This window comes from Aggregicoccus sp. 17bor-14 (genome assembly GCF_009659535.1).
Taxonomy (GTDB): Bacteria; Myxococcota; Myxococcia; order Myxococcales; family Myxococcaceae; genus Aggregicoccus.
The window spans coordinates 197,616-216,558 of sequence record NZ_VJZZ01000001.1 but is presented as its reverse complement, the minus strand read 5'-3'; the positions used below and the strand labels follow the sequence as shown (position 1 = coordinate 216,558).

Genomic DNA, 18,943 nt, shown 5'->3' with positions numbered 1-18,943 from the left:
CGGGGCTGGCAGGCCTGGGGATGACGGCGTACTGGCTCGCGCGCCGCCAGGCGTGGATGCCCTCGGCGCTGGCGCCGCGCCTCACGTTCGCGCTCTTCGCGCTGGGCTGCCTGTGCTGTGCGACGAGCCTGGGGCCCGTCCCTCTCTCCCTGGAGCCCATTCTCGGCCCGCTCCTGAGCGCCGTGCTGCTGGCGGTGGCGGCGCAGTTCGTGGTGCGCGGCCTGCGCGAACACCGCCGCGCCGAGGCCCTGCGTGCGCTTGCGCCCCGGGACGTGGACGAGGCGGTGGGGGAGGCGCTGCGCGGCGAGAGGGGCGTGGGCGTGTTCCGCGGGCGCCTCGGCGCGCGCGGCACGGTGACCTCGCCCGCGGGCCTGGTGTGCGCCTTCTACGAGTCCGAGCTGCGCGCGAACGAAGAGGGTGGGAGCGACGGCGGGCGCGGCGCGCTGCTCACCCAGGAGCGGGGCCACGCGTCGTTGGTGACGCTGCGGGGCGAGCGCCACGAGGTGGCGGTGACCTTCGCGCCCTCGCAGGTGATTGCTCCGCTGGAGCCGCGCCGTTGCCGCGCGGGCGTCTCGGTGGCCTCGCTGGACCCGCGGCTGCCGGCAGGCCCGGAGCCCGTGGAGGCCGCGATGTCCTGGGAGCGGGTGGGGCGCATCGGGGAGCCCTGCCTCGTGGTGGGCGCGCTGGTGCGCGGCGCGGTGCCCGGGCGCTGCGCGCTCAAGGGGTTGCAGGGCGGACCCGCGCTGCTGGTGCTGGGCAGCGACGGGGAAGCGGCCGGAGCGCAGCTGCTGCGCCGCGCGTGGACGCTGCTCGGATCGGCGGCGGCGCTGGTGGTCTGCGCGGCCTTCGTCCTCTCCCGCCTCTAGCGCGCCTCCGGCTCGCCCGCGGGCGCGTACCAGTCCTCATGCGGCGAGAACTCGTGGCAGCGCAGGCACTGCGTGTTCTGCCACTGGTAGTCGCACTGCGGGCAGCGGCCGCGGGTGTCGAAGGTGTTCCAGGAGTGCCCGCAGCGGCAGCCCCAGCGATCCGAGGCCCGCGGCTTCCAGCGGCAGCGCGGGCAGCGGATGCGGCCCCCGTCGCCGCCCCCGAGCTCGCGCAGCAGACGCTGGCGCAGCTGCTCCTTCACGGGCAGAGGCGGCGGGGCGTCGTGCTTCGCGCGGTGGCTGGGGAGGGGCACCATGGCGCGCGCGATGATAGCGCCCAGCGGCTCTCGACTGGGGACCTCGCGCCGAGGAGGGGCTCGCCCTGCGGTCGTAGCCACCTGCGGTAGAGCGGTGACGGTGGCATGGTGCCGCGCATGCTCGCCACCCGGCTGACTGCGTGCCTCATCCTATGCCTGACGCTGTGCGCTGCGCCCGCGAGCGCGGCAGGCGCAGGGTTTCGTGCCCTCTCCGTGAAGGATCCCGTGGGCGGCGGCGAGATGAAGGCCATCGCCTTCTATCCTGCTGCGACCGCGGGGCCTCCCACGGCCCTGGGCCCCTACCGGGTGGACGCCTCCGACGGTGCGCCCATCGCGCCTGGGCGCTTCGCCCTCGTGGTCCTCTCGCACGGTCATGGCGGCACGCGGCTCGGTCACCACGATCTCGCAACCGCGCTCGCCTCACACGGCTTCGTCGTGGCCTCGTTGGATCACCCGCTGGACAACGCGCAGGACACCTCGGGCGCCGGCTCTGATGCCGTGCTGCTCGGCCGGCCCCTCCAGATGTCGGCACTGGTGGACGCCGTGCTCGCGGCCCCGGGGCTCGGCGAGCACGTGGACCCGCGGCGCATCGGCGCCGCCGGCTTCTCCGCGGGCGGCTACACCACCCTCGTCCTGGGAGGCGCGCGGCCCGACTTTCGCCTGTGGCAGCGCTACTGCCGCGCCCACCCCACCGACGCCGAGCTGTGTGGGGGAGGGCGCTTCGAGCTTCGGGTACTGCATCCGAAGCTACGGGCGCGCGCCGACCCGCGCGTGCGGGCGCTCGCCGTCATGGCCCCGCTGGCGCTCCCCTTCGACCGGGCCGCCTTGAAGGGCGTGAAGGTGCCGGTGCGGCTCTACGCCGCCGGAAAGGACGAGGTGCTCCCCCTCGCGGACAATGCCGAGCGGGTGCGCGGCGGACTGCCCCGCCCGCCCGAGTACCGGCTGTTCCCGGAGGCCGGCCACTACGTCTTCCTCGCTCCCTGTGGGCCGGAGCAACGCCAGCGGGTTCCGATGATCTGCGAGGACCCGCCCGGAGTGGACCGCGGGGCCCTGCACCGCGAGCTCGCCGACGAGCTCGTCGCCTTCTTCGGCCGCACGCTCGCGCCCTGAGCGCGCCCGCGCAGCCGCCTCAGGCGACGCGGCTGCGCACGCGCACGAACAGGTCCGTGGGCGCCACGTCCGGAGGAAGGGCACGACGCGGCACGGCGACGAGATCCTCCCGGCCGGTGAGCACGAGCACCAGGGTCTCGGTCGCGATCACCTGCTGCACCCGCTCCCAACCCCAGCTGCGGTCGGCGCCCGGGCTGCGCAGGCGGAGGCCCTGCGGCGTGATGCTCAGGCTGCAGGCGCCGAGGCGTCCCTCGCGGTCCGCCTGACGCAGCTGGCTCGCTGCGTGCCGCTCGGCGCGCCGGCGGATCTCTTCCGGGTAACGCCACCAGAAGAGCGCGGGGACGGCCGCCACCGCGAGCCAGGCGGGGAGGGGCGCCTCGAGCCCGATGGCGAGCGAGGCGCCCATGAGCGCGAGCCAGGCGCTGCCCGCCCAGCGGTGCAGCCGCTGCCTGCGCGCGAGCTCGGGCCCCTGGTACCAGCCGAGCAGCGCCTTCAGGTCCTCGAGGGTGAACTCGTAGTGGATCTCCATGCGCGCGCGATCCTACTCCTCCCCGAGCCCATACTCCTTGAGCTTGCGGCCAAGTGTGTTGCGTCCAATGTCCAGGGTTCGTGCGGCGGCGGTGCGATTTCCGCCTACCGCCTCGAGCACCCGCAGGATGTGCCGGCGCTCCACCTCGGCGAGCGGGAGCAGCACATCCCCGCCCTCGGCCGCGGGCGCCCCACGCGGCGCGGGCGAGGGCAGGGGCAGGTGCTCGGCCTGGATCTCCCCCTCGGAGAGCACGGCGGCGCTCTCGATGCAGTTCTCCAGCTCGCGCACGTTGCCGGGCCAGCGGTAGGCCTTGAGCCGCTCGAGCGCGGCGGCCGAGAGCCGCGGCGCGGGCCGCAGGCGGTGGCGGCGGGTGGCCTCGGCGAGGAAGTGGCGCGCGAGCCGCTCGATGTCTTCCGGGCCACGCTCGCGCAGCGGTGGCAAGAGCAGCTCCACCACCTTGATGCGGTAATAGAGGTCCTCCCGGAAGCTGCCCTCGGCCACCTTGCGTGGGAGATCCTGGTGCGTCGCCGCCACGATGCGCACGTCCACGCGCACCGTCTGCGTGCCGCCCACACGCTCGAACTCGCGGTCCTGCAGCACGCGAAGCAGCTTTCCCTGCACCGCGAGCGGCAGCTCTCCGAGCTCGTCGAGGAAGACGGTGCCGCCCTGGGCCGCCTCGAACTTGCCCTCCACGCGGCCGTCCGCACCGGTGAAGGCCCCCTTCTCGTGGCCGAACAGCTCGTTCTCGATCAGCGCCGCGGGCAGCGCCGCGCAGTCCACCTTCACGAAGGGGCGCTCGCGCCGCGGGCCGTTCACGTGCACCGCGCGCGCGAACAGCTCCTTGCCGCAGCCGCTCTCTCCGCGGATGAGCACCGTCGCGTCCGTGGGCGCGGCTTTCTGCACCACCCGGTAGAGCGCCCGCAGCGCGGGCGATTCACCGATGATGCGGTTGTAGAAGTAGGCGACCGGGGCACCCGGCTGTTCGCGCGCCCGCTGCAGCTCCCGGTAGAGGCTGGTGTGCTGCAGCGCCGCGCCCAGCTGCGCGGCGATCGCCTCGAGCCGCGCCTGGTCCTCCGCGTCGAAGCGCTCCGCGCCGCGGCGGTTGAGCACCTGCAGGACGCCGTAGAGCTGCGCGCCCTCGTCGCGCAGCGGCACCGCGAGCAGGCTCGTGGTGCGGTAGCCCGTCATGCGGTCGATGTCCGGGAAGAAGCGGCGCTCGCCCTGGGGGTCGGGCACGTTCACCGCTTCGCCCGTCTGCGCCACGTGCCCGGCCACGCCCTGGCCCAGCTTGAGGCGCAGCTGGGAGACCTCGGGCAGGTGCGCGGCGCGCGTGAAGAGCTCGCCGCGCGCCGGGTCCAGGAGCCAGAGCGTGCCGCGGTCCGCCTGCAGCGTGGTGGCGATGCGGTCCACCAGCGTCTGCAGCACCGCGTCCAGGTCCACCTCTTGCCCCAGCAGGCTTCCGACGGAGAGGAGCACCTGGGCGGCATCGGGAGAGCGGGTCATGGCGGAGAGCAGCGGAGTATACCAGTCCATCGCCGAGTCCATCGTCGCGGCACGCGGCTCAGGCGCCCAGGCGCAGCACCTTGCCCTCGCGCGCGGGCTCCGCCGCGGCGAAGTGGGTGCGCGCGGCCTCCGCCATCTCCTCGGCCTGCTCGTCCGTGCGGGCGGGGTCGTGGTGGAAGAGCAGCAGCCGCTGCGCCTGCACGTGCGCGGCGATCTGCGCGGCATCCATCATGGTGCTGTGCCCCCAGCCGCGGCGCGCAGGGCCGCTGCGGCCCGCGTACTCGTCCGGGGTGTACTGCGCATCGAGGCAGAGCACGTCCGCGCCCTCCATCCAGCGCCCGAGCGCGGGCGTTACCCCAGCGCGCGAGAGCTCCACGTCCGTCGCGTAGACGAAGGCGCGGCCCCCCTCCTCGATGCGGTAGCCGAGGCAGCCCTGCGGGTGCGGCAGCGCGAAGGGCGTGATGCGGAAGGGCCCCACCTCCAGCGGCACCCCGGAGAGCGCCTCGCAGAAACGCATGCGCGCGCGCATGGCCGAGAGGGGCACCGGGAAGCTGGGCGCCTGCATCTGTGAGGAGAGCACGCGCTCGAGCGCCACGTCGCCGCCCGGGCCGGGCCCGTACAGGGTGAGCTGCGTGGTGGGCGCGTACGCAGGGGCGAAGAAGGGAAAGCCCTGCACGTGATCCCAGTGCAGATGGCTGAAGAGCAGGGTGGCCTTCTGGGGGCCGCTCTCCTGTATCAGCCGCTCGCCCAGCGCGCGCACGCCCGTGCCCGCATCGAGCACGAGCCGGTGCCCTGCGCTCGTCACCTCGACGCAGGCGGTGTTGCCGCCGATGCGCGCCGCGTGCGCACCGGACACCGCCACACTGCCGCGCACTCCCAGGAATCGAAGCTCCATCATGGCCCTGCCTCCGTCGGGCGCCCCGGTGGGGGCGCTCCGGCAGGGGGGCAGAGCAACCACGGTGCCGCGCGCAAGGGCGCGGATTCAGGCCCGGCGCTCCGGGAGGTGATCCGAAGTGGCGCGGGACGGCTGCTCCGAAATGGTGCGCCTCAGTCCTTCCAGAGCACCTTCCACGGGTGCTTGCGCAGATCCGTGACCAGGGCCTTGAGCTCCTCGTAGAGCTGCGGATCCTTCTGCAGGGCGCCCAGCGTCCCCTCGCCGGCCTCCATGCGCGCGAGGAGGCGATCGGCGCGGGCCGCCACCTGCTCCAGGTGTGCCCCGGCGGCCGTGTAGCTCTGGAGGGCGGCGCGCACGCGCTCGCCGTCCTCGGGCGTGAGGCCCCCGGTGATGTTGGCGAGCCCGTTGAGCGTGCGGCCAGCGGACGCGGAGATGCCAGGCAGGTCGCGCTTGGCCACGCTCGCGACCGCGGCCGCGTCGTCGAGGAGGCGCGCCCCGGAGCCGCCCGGGTGCATCGCCACGCGCGCGTCGTGGGCGAGCACGCGCAGGTCCTTGGAGGCGGCGGACAGCTCGCTCACCAGGGTGCGCACGTCCGCGTCGTTCTGGCCCAGCATCTCGTTGAGGCGCCGCGCCAGGTTGCTCACGTTGCTCGCGAGCCCCATCAGCCCCTCGGGATCCTTGGCGAGGGCGCTGCTCGCGGCGTCCAGGAAGGAGGAGAGCTGCAGCGCCACCACGTCCAGGCGCGGCGCGTCCGTGCCGCGCACCACGGCCTCCGCCGGAAGGGGCGCGGCGCGCGCGGAGCCCGGGGTGAGCTCGAGGTAGGGCTCGCCCAGCAGGCCCACCGTGGCCACCGTCACGCGCACGTCCGAGCGCAGCGCGGCGAGGGCCTCGGGAGAGACGCTGAGGGCCATCTGTACGGGCAGAGGGTTGCCTGCAGGGTCGCGGCGGTCCGGCAGCAGGCGGATCTCCTCCACGCGCCCCACCGCCACGCCGCCCAGCTTCACCGGCGCCCCCTTCACCACGTTGCCCGTGTGCGAGAAGTCCACCTTGAGCGCGCCGCCCGAGGACAGGGACAGCTCGCCCATCAGGTACAGCAGCCCGAACACGCCGGCGAGCGCCGCGACCACCAGCGCGCCCACCTTGATCTCCAACCGACGCTCATCCATCTGCTGCCGTCTCCAGATAGGGCGCGGTCAGGGCGCGCACCTCGGGAAGGGAAGATGCCAGGAACTCGGCGGGCGTGCCGCTGAACGCATTGCGGCCTTCGGCCACCACCAGCACGCGGTCGGCGAGCGCCGTGAGCAGCCGGTAGTCGTGCGACACCACCAGCGCCCCCAGCCCCGAGCGCTTGAGGCCGTGCAGCACCTCCTCCACCTGGGCGGTGGCCACCCGGTCCAGCCCCGTGGTGGGCTCGTCCATCAGCAGGTACTCGGGCGCGAGCACCAGCGCCCGCGCGATCGCCGTGCGCTTCTTGGCGCCCGGGCCCACCTGCGAGGGCAGCCGGTCTCCGAGCTCCCGCAGCCCCACGCGCCCGAGCGCCTCCTGCACGCGCTCGGGGCTCGCGCGGCGGTCCGCCAGCGCCGCGTTCTCGCTCAGCGTGCGCCAGTCCAGCAGCGCCGGGCCCTGCACGAGGTAGGGCGCGCGCTGGCGCAGCCGGCGCAGCGCGCGCTCGGGCAGCCGGTGCACGGGCTCACCGAACAGCTCCACCTCGCCGGCGTCCGGGCGCAAGAGCCCCGCCGCGAGCCGGCACAGCACGCTCTTGCCCGAGCCGCTCGCGCCCGCCACGAAGGTGACGTCGCGGGTGGACACGTCCGCGCTGAGCCCGCTGAGCACGGGGCGCCCGGGGACGAAGGCCTTGGTGACGCCGCGAAAGAGCAGGGCGCTCACACGCCCCCCAGCAGGAACGCGAGCGCCACGCCGAAGTCGATGAAGAGGCACCCGATGCACGCGGCCACCACCGCGCGCGTGGTGGCCTCGCCCACCGCCTCCACGCCGCCGCGCGCGCGCAGCCCCGCGCTCGCCGCCGCCACCGGGATGAAGAGCCCGCAGCCCACCGACTTGAGCAGCGCCGCGAGCACGTCCCACCCGTCCACGAAGCGCGGGTCCACGAAGGCCATCCCGTCCACGCCGAAGGCCCAGGTGGCCGTGAGCACCGCCGAGGTGCACGCGGCCATGGTCCCCACGATGCACAGCAGCGGCACCCCCAGCGCGCCCGCGATGGCGCGCGGCGCCACCAGGTCCGCGAGCGGATCTCCCGCGGACATCTCCAGCGCCTCCACCTGCTCCTGGATGCTCATGGTGGAGAGCTCCGCCCCGTGCGAGGCGCCCGCGCGCGCCGCCGTGAGCAGCGCGGACACCACGGGGCCGAACTCGCGCACCATCAGCTCGAAGTACGCGGGGCCGAGGATGACGAGGTTGCCGGTGAAGCGGCGCGCCTGGCCGTTGGCGATGGTGATGAGCACCGCGCCGAAGAAGGCCATGCCGCTCACCACCAGCCACGCGCTGCGGCTGCCCACCTCGTGCAGCTGGCGCAGGCACTCGCGCGCGGACACGCCCTCGCGCGCGGCGGCCCGCACGGTGCGCAGCAGCAGCAGGGCAGGGGAGCCCGCCTGGCGCAGGAGGTTCATCCCGCGAGCCCCGCCAGCGCGAGCGTGAGGAGGAAGTCGAGCAGGAAGATGGCCGCGCAGCTGAGCACCACCGCGCTCGCCGCGGCCTGGCCCACCGCGCGCGCCCCGCCGCGCGCGCGCAGCCCCACCGCGGTGGACACCAGCGCGATCGCGAGCCCGAAGCTCGCCGCCTTCAGCACCCCGCCCAGCAGGTCCACCGGGCGCAGCATGTCCGCGAAGCTCTGGAAGAAGCTGCGCAGGGGCAGCCCCAGCAGCAGCCGGGCCGCCATCGACTCGAAGAGCACCGAGACCAGGAAGGCCAGCGCGCTGAGCGCCGTCACGCTCACCCCCATGGCGACGACGCGCGGGGCCACCAGCAGCGCGAAGGGATCCAGCGAGATGCCGCGCAGGCCCTCCAGCTGCCCGCCGGTGGAGAGCGACGCGAGCTCCGCCGCGTTGCGTGCCCCCAGCCGCGCCGCCATCAGCAGCCCCAGCAGCAGCGGGCCGAACTCCCAGAGCACCGCGTAGCCCGCGGCCCACCCGAGGATGCTGCGGGTGCCGAAGCGCTGCACGTACAGCCCCGTCTGGGCCACCACCGTGGCCCCCGCGATGGCCGCCGTCACCAGCGTGAGCCCCAGCGAGCCGTGGCCGAAGTCCACGAGCCCCCGCGCGAGCTCGCGGCGCTCGAGGCGCGGCAGCGCGAGCACCGTGCGCGCCGCCACCACCGCGAGCGCTCCCGCGGCCTGCGCGCCCAGCAGCGCCTGCGTGCCCACCCTGCCCAGCGCGCGCCTCACGGTTCTGCCTCCACTTCCTCGAGCCGGGCCGGCGCCGGTGGGCCGTCGTGTACCAGCTCTCCGCCGCGCAGCACCAGCCAGCGCTCGAAGGGCAGCTCCGGCGGAGGCTCGGGCGCGGCCACCAGCAGGGTGCTGCTGCCCGCGACCTCGAGCAGCACGGAGGCGACCTGGCGCGCAGTGCCCGGGTCCAGCCCGGCGAAGGGATCGTCCGCGAGCAGCACCGAGGGGCTCGCCGCGAGCGCGCGCGCGAGCCCCGCGCGCTTGCGCATGCCGCCCGAGAGCAGCTCCGGCAGCGTCTGCGCCGCGTGCGACAGGCGCACCGCCTCGAGCACCTGCAGCCCGCGCGCGAGCGCCTGCGCCTCGGGGACGCGGCGGCGGCGCAGGGGCAGCAGCACGTTGTCCAGCACGCTCATCGAGTCGAAGAGCGCGTCCGTCTGGAACACGAAGCCGAAGCCCGCCTGGCGCTCACGCCGCTCGGCCGGCCCCATCTGCGCCACGTCTGCGCCGTCCCAGCGCACCGCCCCGCGCGAGGGGCGCACCAGGCCCGCCAGCGCCTTCAGCAGCAGCGTCTTGCCCGCGCCCGCGCGCCCCAGCACCAGCGCCCGGCTCCCCGGGGCGAAGGCCGTGCTCACGCCGGCGAGCGAACGTCGCCCCGCGTGTAGGACCTCCACCTCTGTCGCGCGCAGATCCATGGCCCTAGGCCCCGCCTGTGCGGAATAAATCCATCGGGCTCGCATTCTGGGGCGCCCGGCGTCGCCGTGCTGCGACTTTTTCACCTTGAGCCCGATACGGGGACCGGCGCCGCGCTGTTGCTGGTAATGCGGTAGCCCAGCACCTCTGACCCGTCTATATGGCGCGCCGGGCGCCGCCCCGCCGTGACCCTGCCTCTGCCCATGCTCCATCCCTCCCGTCTGCCCTCCGCCCTCGCGCTGGCCTGCGCCCTCGCGGGCTCCGCCGGTGCGCTCGCCCAGGAGGCCCGCGCGGCCGCGCCCGGCGCCCCGCTCACGCTCGAGCAGGCGGTGTCGCTCGCGCAGGAGCGCAACGAGCGCTCCCTCGCCGCGGGCGAGCGGGCGCAGGCCGCGGGCGCCCGGGTGAGCCGCGCCCGCGCCTTCTTCTTCCCCGAGCTCGCGCTCACCGGCACCTACACGCGCCGCCTGCGCGAGACCACCCGCGTGGTGAACGGCGAGCCGCAGGTGACCCAGGCCGCGAGCGCCCTCTCCAGCGCCGCCAGCGCCCGGATGACCCTGTTCGATGCGCGCGGCTTTCCCCTCTACCGCGCGGCGAAGCTGGACAGCCGCGCGGCGGACCTCGAGGCGCGCGAGGCCCGCAGGCTCATCGGCTTCGAGGCCGCGGATGCCTTCCTCGCCACCCTCAATGCGCAGCAGGTGCAGGGCGCCGCGCAGCAGCGGCTCACCTTCGCGCAGAAGAGCCTCGCGGACGCGCGCGCCCGCGCGGAAGGCGGCCTGGCGAGCACCAACGACGTCACCCGGGCGGAGCTCGAGGTGGCCAGCGCCGAGGTGGAGGCCGCGGACGCCGGGGGCTCCGCGGACCAGAGCGTGCTCGAGCTGGGCTACCTGCTCGTCGCGCCGCCGCAGGGCGCGCTTGCCGAGCCGGTGGCGCTGCTCGAGGCCGCGCAGGCCGCTCCCGCGGGCGCAGACGTGGCTGGGCAGGTGCAGGACGCGGTGGACCGGCGGCCGGATCTCGCGGCGCTGCGCTGGCGCATGGAGGCGCTGAAGGCCAACGCGCAGGAGCCGCTCGCGCGCCTGCTGCCCTCGCTCGGCTTCTCCGGGCAGTACCGCTGGTCCGAGGACGCCATCGGCGGCAACGCGGCGCACACCGACGGCTTCGTCAGCCTGGATCTCACCTGGACGCTCTTCGACGGGGGCGAGCGCTACGCCGAGCGCCGCGAGCGCGCGGCCCTCGCGCGCGCGAGCCGCCTGGAGCTCGATGCGAGCCTGCGGCGCGTGAAGGTGGATCTCTCGCAGGCGCAGGTCGGGCTCACCCGGGCGCGCGCGAGCCTGAAGCAGGGCGAGCTCGCGGCGAAGGTGGCGCGGCGCAACGTGGACGAGACGGGAGAGCTGTACCGCCAGGGGCTGGCCTCGGCGCTCGCGGTGTCGGATGCGAACCTGCGGCTCTTCGAGGCGGAGGTCGCGCTTGCGCGGGCGCGCTTCGGGCTGGGGCTCGCGCTGCTGGATCTGCGGGCGGCGCAGGGGCTGGATGCGTTGGGCAAGGAGCCTTGAAGAGATGAGACCGGTGAAGGCAGTCCTGTGGGTGGCCCTCTCGCTCGGCGCCGTGGGTGCGCTGGGTGCCTGCAACAAGGGGCAGGAGGAGGGCGCAGGCCCTGCCGCCGGCAAGGGCAAGGGCGGCGGGGGCCCCGGCGGTGGCCGCGGCGCGATGCAGTTCCCGGTCGAGGTCGCGCCGGTGCAGGCGCAGGACGTGGAGTACGCGATCCACGCGGTGGGCGCGGTGGAGGCCTTCGAGCGCGTGCAGATCACCGCGCGGGTGGCGGGCGCGCTGGACCGGGTGCGCTTTCGCGAGGGCGAGGACGTGAAGAAGGGCACGGTGCTCGCCGAGATCGAGCCCAGCCGCTATGCGCTCGCCGTCACCTCCGCGAAGGCCGCGGTGGAGCGCGCGCGCGCCGAGCAGGCGGACGCGGAGGCGGGCTTCGCGCGCCGCGAGGCGGTGAACCAGAAGAGCCCGGGCCTCCTGCCGGCCGAGGAGATCGAGAGCTTCCGCACCCGCGCGCGCTCGGCCGCGGCCCAGGTGAGCGCCGCGAAGGCCGCGCTCGACCAGGCCGAGCTCAACCTGCGCGACGCCTACGTGCGCGCGCCCATGGACGGCACCCTGCAGAGCCGCAACGTGCAGACCGGCCAGTACGTGCAGCCCGGCACGGTGCTCGCCACGCTCCTGCAGCGAGACCCGCTGCTCTTGCGCTTCACCGTGCCGGAGGGCGAGGCCGCGCGGCTCAAGCCCGGCCTCACCGCGCGCTTCACCACGCGCGACGCGGCCGACACCTTCAGCGCGAAGCTCACCTACGTGGCGGCGAGCGCGGACCCGAACAGCCGCATGGTGGCGGTGACGGGCGAGGTGACGGGCGAGGGCGCGCGGCAGCTTCGCCCCGGCGCCTTCGCCACGGTGACGGTGCCGGTGGGCAGCGCGAGCAACGCGCCCGTCATCCCGCAGACCGCGGTGCGCCCCAGCGAGCGCGGCTTCCTCGCCTACGTGGTGGAGGGGGGCAAGGCGCACGAGCGCGTGGTGGAGCTGGGCCTGCGCACCACGGGAGGCCTGGTGGAGGTGCGCCAGGGCCTGAAGGTGGGCGAGCAGCTGGTGGTGCGTGGCGCGGAGGCGCTGCGCGAGGGGGCGCCGGTGCGCATCAGCGCCGCCCCGAAGACGCCCGTGCGCGGCGAGCCGGGCACGGAGCCGGAGGCGCAGGGCGCCGGCGGCCGGGATGCCGGAGGAGGCGCAGCGCGATGAACATCACCGAGACCTGCATCAAGCGCCCGGTCTTCGCCTGGATGCTGATGGGCGCGACCATCGTCTTCGGACTGGTGGCCGCCCAGCGCATCGGCATCAGCCAGTTCCCGGACATCGACTTCCCCACCATCAACATCAGCGTCAGCTGGGAGGGCGCCTCGCCGGAGGCGGTGGAGAACGATCTCGTCGAGCAGATCGAGGAGGCCGTGGTGCAGGTGGAGGGCGTGAAGAGCATCACGTCCTCCGCGCGCCAGGGCTCCGGCTCCATCACGGTGGAGCTGGATCTCTCGCGCAACGTGGACCTCGCGCTGCAGGACGTGCAGGCCAAGGTGAGCCAGGTGCAGCGCCGGCTCCCGCAGGACGCGGACCCGCCCGTCATCTCCAAGAGCAATCCCGAGGACCAGCCCATCATGTGGCTGGGCGTCAACGGCCCCTTCAGCCAGCAGGTGATCGCGGACTTCACCCGCTACCGGGTGAAGGAGAAGCTGCAGACGGTGCCCGGGGTGGGGGAGATCCAGCTGGGCGGCTCGCTCGAGCGCAACGTGCGCATCTGGGTGGACGCGCAGAAGCTGGACGCCAAGGCGCTCACCGTCACGGACGTGACGCAGGCGCTGCAGCGCGAGCACGTGGAGCTCCCGGCGGGCCGCATCGAGACGGAAGGGCGCGAGGTCAACGTGCGCGTGATGGGCGAGGCGCTGGACCTCGGCACCCTGCGCAACATCGTCATCCGCAACGTGGACGGGCAGCCCGTGTACCTCTCGGACGTGGCCCTGGTGGAGGACGGCTTCGAGGACCAGCGCCGCATCTCGCGCGCCAACGGGCAGCCGGCGCAGGGCCTGGGCGTGAAGAAGCAGCGCGGGGCGAACGCGGTGGCCGTGGCCGAGGGCATCAAGGCGCAGATTGCCGAGCTGCAGAAGACGGCGCCCGAGGGGATGGAGATCGGCATCAACTTCGACTCCACCCAGTTCATCAAGGAGAGCGTGCACGAGATCGAGTTCGAGCTGCTGCTCGCCTGTCTCCTCACGGCGCTCGTGTGCTGGCTGTTCCTGGGTTCCTTCTCCAGCACGCTCAACGTGGTGCTCGCCATCCCCATGTCGCTCCTGGGCACGGTGGCGGTCATCTACTTCCTCGGCTTCACCCTCAACACGTTCACGCTCTTGGGGCTCGCGCTCGCCGTGGGCATCGTCGTGGACGACGCCATCATGGTGCTGGAGAACATCTACCGGCACTCGGAGATGGGGAAGGACCGCGTGCGCGCGGCGCGCGAGGGTACGGGCGAGATCACCTTCGCGGCGCTCGCCGCCACGCTCGCCGTGTGCGCCATCTTCCTGCCCGTCGTCTTCATGAAGGGGGTCATCGGCAAGTTCTTCCTCCAGTTCGGCGTCACGCTGTGCGTGGCGGTGCTCCTGAGCTACCTGGAGGCCATCACGCTGGCGCCGGCGCGCTGCGCCCAGCTGGTGAAGACCTCGCGCGAGCACCGCGGCCGGGTGGGGCTCGCGGTGGACCGCGGCTTCGAGCGCCTGGAGCGCACCTACGCGCGCGCTCTCGCCTGGGGCCTCGCGCGCCCCTGGCGCGTGCTCGCGGCGGGCCTCGTGCTCACGCTCGCCGCGGGGCTCGCGTTCAAGGCGCTGCCCAGCGAGTTCGTGCCCAGCCAGGACCAGAGCCGGCTCACCGTGCGCCTGCAGACCGCCGTGGGCTCGAGCCTCGAGGAGACGGACGCGCTGATGCGCCGCGCGGACGCCTTCATCGCGAGCCGCCCCGAGGTGGCGCGCACCTTCGCCGTCACGGGCGGCGGCGGAGGCGGCGGCGTGAACGGCGGCTTCATCATGATGACGCTGGTGCCGCCCGAGCAGCGCATGAGCCAGGCGGAGTTCCAGCAGCTCCTGCGCAAGGAGCTCAACAGCTACCCGGGCCTGCGCGCCTCGGTGCAGGACCCCTCGCAGAGCGGCTTCACCGCGCAGCGCGGCTACCCGGTGGAGTTCAGCGTGCGCGGCGCGGACTGGCCGGGGCTGGTGGAGGCCAGCACCGAGCTCAAGAGCAAGCTGCAGCAGAGCGGCAAGGTGGTGGACGTGGACTCCGACTACCAGATCGGCATGCCCGAGCTGCGCATCACCCCGGACCGCGCGCGCGCCGCCGACCTGGGCATCTCCGTGGAGACGGTGGCCACCACCATCAACGCCCTCGTCGGCGGCATCCGGGTGGGCAAGTACAGCACCGGCGGGCGCCGCATCGACGTGCGCATGCGCCTGCTCGCCGGCCAGCGCTCGCGGCCCGAGGACCTGGCCGCGCTCAAGGTCCGCGCGCGCGACGGCAGCCTGGTGCCGCTCAGCGCCCTGGTGACGCAGGAGGAGCGCCCCGCGCTGCAGGCGATCACGCGCATGGACCGCGAGCGCGCGATCAGCATCTTCGCCAACGTGGCGCCGGGAGCGAACCAGGCCGAGGCCCTGGCCTCCGTGGAGGCGCTGGGCAAGGATCTCCCCGAGGGCACCCGCCTGGTGCTGGGCGGCGCGAGCGTGGCCTTCCGCGAGTCCATGAGCAGCCTGCTCTTCGCGCTGGGCCTCGGCATCCTCGTCGCCTACATGGTGCTCGCCTCGCAGTTCAACTCGTTCCTCCACCCCGTCACGGTGCTCACCATCCTGCCGCTCTCGGTGGCCGGTGCGGGCTTCGCGCTGTGGGCCACCGGCACCTCGCTCAACATCTTCAGCATGATCGGCCTGCTGCTCTTGATGGGCATCGTGAAGAAGAACTCGATCATCCTCGTGGACTACGCCACCCAGGCGCGCGAGGAGGGGCTCGATGCGCACGGCGCGATGCTGCGCGCCGGCCCCACGCGCCTGCGCCCCATCATGATGACGTCGGTCGCCACCATGATGGCCGCCGTGCCCGCGGCGCTGGGCCTGGGCGCCGGCAGCGAGACGCGCGCGCCCATGGCGGTCGCGGTGCTCGGCGGGCTCTCGGTCTCCACCGTGCTCAGCCTGCTGGTGGTGCCTGCCTTCTACGTCGTGGCGGATCGGGCGAAGACCCGGCTCGCCACCCGCGCCGCGCGCAAGGGCGGTACGGAGGCCGCGCACCCTGCAGAGGGCTAGGGCGCGGGTGCTAGGGCATTTCGGACACCCCGCGGCCGCCTGGTCCCCGAGGAGACAGCACCGCGCGGAAGGGGTGGGCTCGGGGGGGCGCGCCGTGCTTGAATGCCCGCACTGCGCGCGCCCGGCGGGTGGTCCCGGAAGGACGGAGCTACGGGCGGAGCCACAACGGAGATCCGACGAATGAAGCGACTGGCGCTGTGTGCGGTGCTGACGCTGGTGGGCTGCAACAACAACGAGGCGAGCGCACCGGACGCGGGCTCTTGCGTGGACTTCAGCGCCAGCGTGGGCAGCGCCCAGCAGCAGCTGCGGTCCACCCGGCCCTCGGACGAGGAGGGCCGCGAGCCGGTGCTGGTGCGCTTCAAGGAGGGCCGGGCCGCGGACGCGAGCAAGGTCACGGCCCTGGGCGGCAAGGTGAAGCTCACCTTCCCCCGGCTGCGCACGGTGGCCGCGCGCCTCACGCCCGCCGAGCTCGCCGCGCTCGCGCGCAACCCGGACGTGGAGCAGATCTCTCCGGACCGCAAGGTCTACGCCCTCGGCTGGAACGCGCTGCCGCCCGTGTCCGTGCTCAAGGCGGCGCCGGCGTCCGCCGGCAGCGCGGGCGAGGAGACGCGCGGGGTCCGGATGGTGCAGGCCTCGGACGTGTGGGACGCGAACGGCGACGGCATCCTGGACGTGGGCGCCCCCACCGGCGCGGGCATCAAGGTCTGCGTCATCGACAGCGGCATCGATCGCACCCACCCGGAGCTGACCATCCCCTACCTCAAGGGGGCGGACTTCGTGGATCGCCTGCCGGACGCGGGGCCCAGTGACGACCCCAGCGACGAGACCAACGGGAACGTCGGCGGCGGCCACGGCACGCACGTGGCCGGCACCATCGCGGCGCAGTTCGCCAACGGCGCCAAGGTGAACCCCCGGGATGCGACGCTGGACCCCAACGGGGTGATCGGCGTGGCGCCGGGCGTGCAGCTGCTCATCGCGCGCGCCCTCGGCATCGACGGCTCGGGCAGCACCTCGGACGTGATCGACGCGGTGAACTGGTGCACGAAGGAGGGCGCGCAGATCATCAGCCTCTCGCTCGGCTCCGACGCAGCGATCGACGAGGAGCGCACGGCCTTCAACGACGCGCGGGACGCGGGCGTGCTCGCCTTCGCCGCCTCGGGCAACTCGGGCGCCGACAAGCTGCTGGGCTACCCGGCGGGCTACAGCTCGGTGAACGCGGTGGGCGCCGTGCTCCCGGACGGCGGCGTGGCGAGCTTCTCGCAGCACTTCCCGACCAACGACGGCGGCACCGTCATCATCAAGGCGGGCAGCTTCATGGCGCCGGGCACCGGCGTGCAGTCCACGATGATCCGCGGGCGCGGCACCGTCTTCACCGAGCAGTTCACCGTGGGCGGCCAGAACTTCGAAGGGGAGGGCGTGGAGCTCGCCCCGCTCGGCAGCTACAGCGGCCAGCTCGTCAACTGCGGCCTCGGCGGCACGGACACCTCGTGCGGCGATCGCGCCACCTGCTCGGGCTTCGTGGCCTACATGGACCGCGGCGGGGACGTCACCTTCGAGACGAAGGCGGAGAACGCCATCAAGCAGGGCGCCAAGGCGATCATCTTCGGCAACAGCAAGCCCGAGGACGACAACGCGCTCGCGTTCACGCTCAACACCGAGCGCTCGCAGTGGGTGCCCAGCGTCGCCGTCACCACGGTGGCCGCCGCGGACATCAAGACGCGCTTCGGCCGCGACGTGACGCTCGCCGTCGCCGGCTCCGACTACGCCGTGCAGCAGGGCACCTCCATGGCCACCCCGCACGCCTCCGCCGTGGCCGCGCTGGTGTGGAGCGCGCGCCCCAGCCTCAAGGCGGACCAGGTGCGCTGCCTCATGCAGCGCACCGCGAAGGACCTCGGGGACGACGGCTACGACTCCACCTACGGCTACGGCCTGGTGCAGGCGAAGGCGGCCATCGACGCGCTCAACGCGAACGGCACCATCGCGCAGGCGTGCAACATCCCCCCTCCGTAGCGGGGGCTCCGGGCTCGCCGCGCCGCCTGAGGGCGCGTGCGGCGAGCCCCTTTCAGCGCCGGGGTTTGAGGAAGCGGCTCACCCGCACCTTGCCGAAGCGCGCGCCGAACAGGTACCAGGTGAAGGCGGCGCCGAAGAGCATCGCCGCGAGCGCGATCGCCACCACGCCCAGCACCGGCACCCCGCCGTAGAGCCAGGGCTTCTGGGCGAAGGAGATGAACGCGCCCACGATGAAGCCGCACGCGCACAGCCCCAGGAAGGCGATGACCGCGGCGGCGCGCAGGTTCGCGTTGAGCTTGTCGAACTGGTCCGCGCGCACCGTGACGCTGAACTTGCCGGACTCCATGTCCAGCAGGATCTGGGACAGCTGCGTGGGCAGGTCGCTCGCGAGCGACTGGAAGCGCAAGAGCGTCTTCATCAGCCCGCCCTGCAGCTGCCCCATGTCGTAGCGGCCCGCGAGCAGCTCCTTCGCGTACGGCAGCGCCACCGCCTGGATGTCCAGCTCCGGGTAGAGCGTGCGCAGCATGCCCTCGGTGGCCACCGAGGCGCGGCTGAGCAGCGCGTACTCCTTGGGGATGCGGATGCGGTACTTCACCGCGAGATCCAGCAGGTCGCGCATCAGCGTCTGCGCGTCCACCTCGGCGAGCGTGCGGGGCAGATGCGAGTTGAGCAGCCCGTCGATGTCGTTGCGGAAGCCCACCAGGTTCGCGCGCCCGTCCGGCACGCCCACCCGGTAGAGGATGCGCGCCACGGAGTCGCTGTCCTTGAGCGCCACCGCCATGCACAGCATCACCAGGGTGTCCTGCATGGGCTTGGACAGCCGCCCCACCACGCCGTAGTCGAGCAGGGCGAGCACGCCGCCCTCCATCACCAGGATGTTTCCCGGGTGGGGGTCTCCGTGGAACAGCCCGTCCTCGAAGAGCTGGCGGAAGCTCGCGTCCACGATGTTCTTGGCCAGCTGCTCGCGCTGCTCGGGGGCGAGCTGCGCCTGGCTGAACTTGGTGCCGCGCAGGAACTCCAGCGTGAGCACCGTGCGGCTGCTGAGCTCCGCGTGCACCTGCGGCACGCGCAGGTAGGGGCGCTCGCGGTGGTTCTCGTAGAAGGCGCGGGTGTTGGCCGCCTCGTTGAGGAAGTCCAGCTCCTCGTGGATGGCCCGGTCGAACTCCTCCACGATGCCCGAGGGGCTGTAGATGCCCGTCTCCTCCACCGTCGCCTCGAGCAGGCGCGCCAGCGTGCGCAGCACCCCGAGGTCGCTGCGGATCTGCTCCCCGATGCCCGGGCGCTGCACCTTCACCGCCACCTCCACGCCCTCGCGCGTGACGGCGCGGTGCACCTGGGCGATGGAGGCCGCGGCCAGGGGGGTCGGGTCGATCTCGGCGAAGAACTCCTGCACCTCTCCGCCCAGCGAGCTGCGGATCTGCTCGTGCACCTGCGCGAGCGGGAAGGGCTCCACGGCATCCTGCAGGTGCGCGAGCTCCTCCACGAACTCCGCGGGCAGCAGGTCCGCGCGGGTGGAGAGGATCTGCCCCAGCTTCACGAAGGTGGGGCCGAGGTCGTTGAGCAACATCCGGAAGCGGCGCGCAGTGGAGGCGCGCTGGGCGTCCGCGCTCACCTCCACGCGCTCGCGCTTGCCCAACATCCGCCACACCCCGGCGCGCTCGGTCAGCTCCCCGAAGCCATGGCGCGCGGCAATCACGCCGATCTGCCGCACCCGGTTGAGTTCCTGGAGGTTCACGCCGCCCACCCTCCCACGGGA

The 18,943-nt window shown here is 73.6% G+C and carries 16 protein-coding genes; 6 read left to right on the top strand and 10 right to left on the bottom strand.

Annotated features, from left to right (window positions below; translation table 11 throughout):
- Positions 1 to 20: 20 nt before the first annotated feature.
- Positions 21 to 866 (top strand): hypothetical protein, encoded by an 846-nt coding sequence (locus FGE12_RS00980; protein WP_153864323.1) that lies wholly within the window; start codon positions 21 to 23, stop codon positions 864 to 866.
- Here FGE12_RS00980 and FGE12_RS00975 read toward each other — a convergent pair.
- Positions 863 to 1,180, bottom strand: a complete 318-nt coding sequence (locus FGE12_RS00975; RefSeq protein ID WP_153864322.1) for a hypothetical protein — start codon at positions 1,178 to 1,180, stop codon at positions 863 to 865. The genes FGE12_RS00980 and FGE12_RS00975 overlap by 4 nt on opposite strands.
- Before the next feature lie 213 nt (positions 1,181 to 1,393).
- Between FGE12_RS00975 and FGE12_RS00970 the strand changes: the two genes are divergently transcribed.
- A complete protein-coding gene (locus FGE12_RS00970; protein WP_194797444.1) occupies positions 1,394 to 2,290 on the top strand; it encodes a dienelactone hydrolase in 897 nt (298 codons plus the stop codon).
- A 19-nt stretch (positions 2,291 to 2,309) separates the two neighbouring features.
- Here FGE12_RS00970 and FGE12_RS00965 read toward each other — a convergent pair whose 3' ends face one another.
- The 8 genes from FGE12_RS00965 to FGE12_RS00930 form a co-directional block, all read right to left on the bottom strand.
- Positions 2,310 to 2,819 carry a YcxB family protein gene (locus FGE12_RS00965; RefSeq protein WP_153864320.1) on the bottom strand — a complete coding sequence of 170 codons (510 nt, stop codon included), beginning with the start codon at positions 2,817 to 2,819 and terminating at the stop codon, positions 2,310 to 2,312.
- Between the two features lie 12 nt (positions 2,820 to 2,831).
- Complete coding sequence (locus tag FGE12_RS00960; protein WP_228530494.1) at positions 2,832 to 4,352, bottom strand: sigma-54-dependent Fis family transcriptional regulator; 1,521 nt, start codon at positions 4,350 to 4,352, stop codon at positions 2,832 to 2,834.
- 28 nt (positions 4,353 to 4,380) lie between these two features.
- Positions 4,381 to 5,220, bottom strand: a complete 840-nt coding sequence (locus FGE12_RS00955; protein WP_304503080.1) for an MBL fold metallo-hydrolase — start codon at positions 5,218 to 5,220, stop codon at positions 4,381 to 4,383.
- Positions 5,221 to 5,369: 149 nt separating this feature from the next.
- On the bottom strand, positions 5,370 to 6,383 hold the full coding sequence (locus FGE12_RS00950; RefSeq protein ID WP_153864318.1) for an MlaD family protein: 1,014 nt from the start codon (positions 6,381 to 6,383) through the stop codon (positions 5,370 to 5,372).
- Positions 6,376 to 7,104 (bottom strand): ATP-binding cassette domain-containing protein, encoded by a 729-nt coding sequence (locus FGE12_RS00945; RefSeq protein ID WP_194797443.1) that lies wholly within the window; start codon positions 7,102 to 7,104, stop codon positions 6,376 to 6,378. Before FGE12_RS00945 ends, FGE12_RS00950 begins: the two co-directional genes overlap by 8 nt.
- Positions 7,101 to 7,844 (bottom strand): ABC transporter permease, encoded by a 744-nt coding sequence (locus FGE12_RS00940; RefSeq protein WP_153864317.1) that lies wholly within the window; start codon positions 7,842 to 7,844, stop codon positions 7,101 to 7,103. Before FGE12_RS00940 ends, FGE12_RS00945 begins: the two co-directional genes overlap by 4 nt.
- On the bottom strand, positions 7,841 to 8,617 hold the full coding sequence (locus FGE12_RS00935) for an MlaE family ABC transporter permease (RefSeq protein WP_370458840.1): 777 nt from the start codon (positions 8,615 to 8,617) through the stop codon (positions 7,841 to 7,843). Before FGE12_RS00935 ends, FGE12_RS00940 begins: the two co-directional genes overlap by 4 nt.
- Positions 8,614 to 9,309, bottom strand: coding sequence for an ATP-binding cassette domain-containing protein (locus tag FGE12_RS00930; RefSeq protein WP_153864316.1), 696 nt, complete (start codon positions 9,307 to 9,309; stop codon positions 8,614 to 8,616). The genes FGE12_RS00935 and FGE12_RS00930 overlap by 4 nt, the downstream gene beginning before the upstream one ends.
- A 201-nt stretch (positions 9,310 to 9,510) precedes the next feature.
- On the opposite strand from FGE12_RS00930, the gene FGE12_RS00925 reads away from it, so the two are divergent.
- From FGE12_RS00925 to FGE12_RS00910, 4 genes are all read left to right on the top strand, one after another.
- Positions 9,511 to 10,857 carry a TolC family protein gene (locus FGE12_RS00925; RefSeq protein WP_153864315.1) on the top strand — a complete coding sequence of 449 codons (1,347 nt, stop codon included), beginning with the start codon at positions 9,511 to 9,513 and terminating at the stop codon, positions 10,855 to 10,857.
- Between the two features lie 4 nt (positions 10,858 to 10,861).
- On the top strand, positions 10,862 to 12,091 hold the full coding sequence (locus tag FGE12_RS00920; RefSeq protein ID WP_153864314.1) for an efflux RND transporter periplasmic adaptor subunit: 1,230 nt from the start codon (positions 10,862 to 10,864) through the stop codon (positions 12,089 to 12,091).
- Positions 12,088 to 15,177: an efflux RND transporter permease subunit gene (locus FGE12_RS00915; protein ID WP_153864313.1), complete on the top strand. Its 3,090-nt coding sequence runs from the start codon at positions 12,088 to 12,090 to the stop codon at positions 15,175 to 15,177. Before FGE12_RS00920 ends, FGE12_RS00915 begins: the two co-directional genes overlap by 4 nt.
- Positions 15,178 to 15,357: 180 nt before the next feature.
- Complete coding sequence (locus FGE12_RS00910; protein ID WP_153864312.1) at positions 15,358 to 17,187, top strand: S8 family serine peptidase; 1,830 nt, start codon at positions 15,358 to 15,360, stop codon at positions 17,185 to 17,187.
- 52 nt (positions 17,188 to 17,239) lie between these two features.
- On the opposite strand, the gene FGE12_RS00905 is transcribed toward FGE12_RS00910, so the two are convergent.
- Positions 17,240 to 18,922, bottom strand: a complete 1,683-nt coding sequence (locus FGE12_RS00905) for an AarF/ABC1/UbiB kinase family protein (RefSeq protein WP_194797442.1) — start codon at positions 18,920 to 18,922, stop codon at positions 17,240 to 17,242.
- Positions 18,923 to 18,943: the final 21 nt, after the last annotated feature.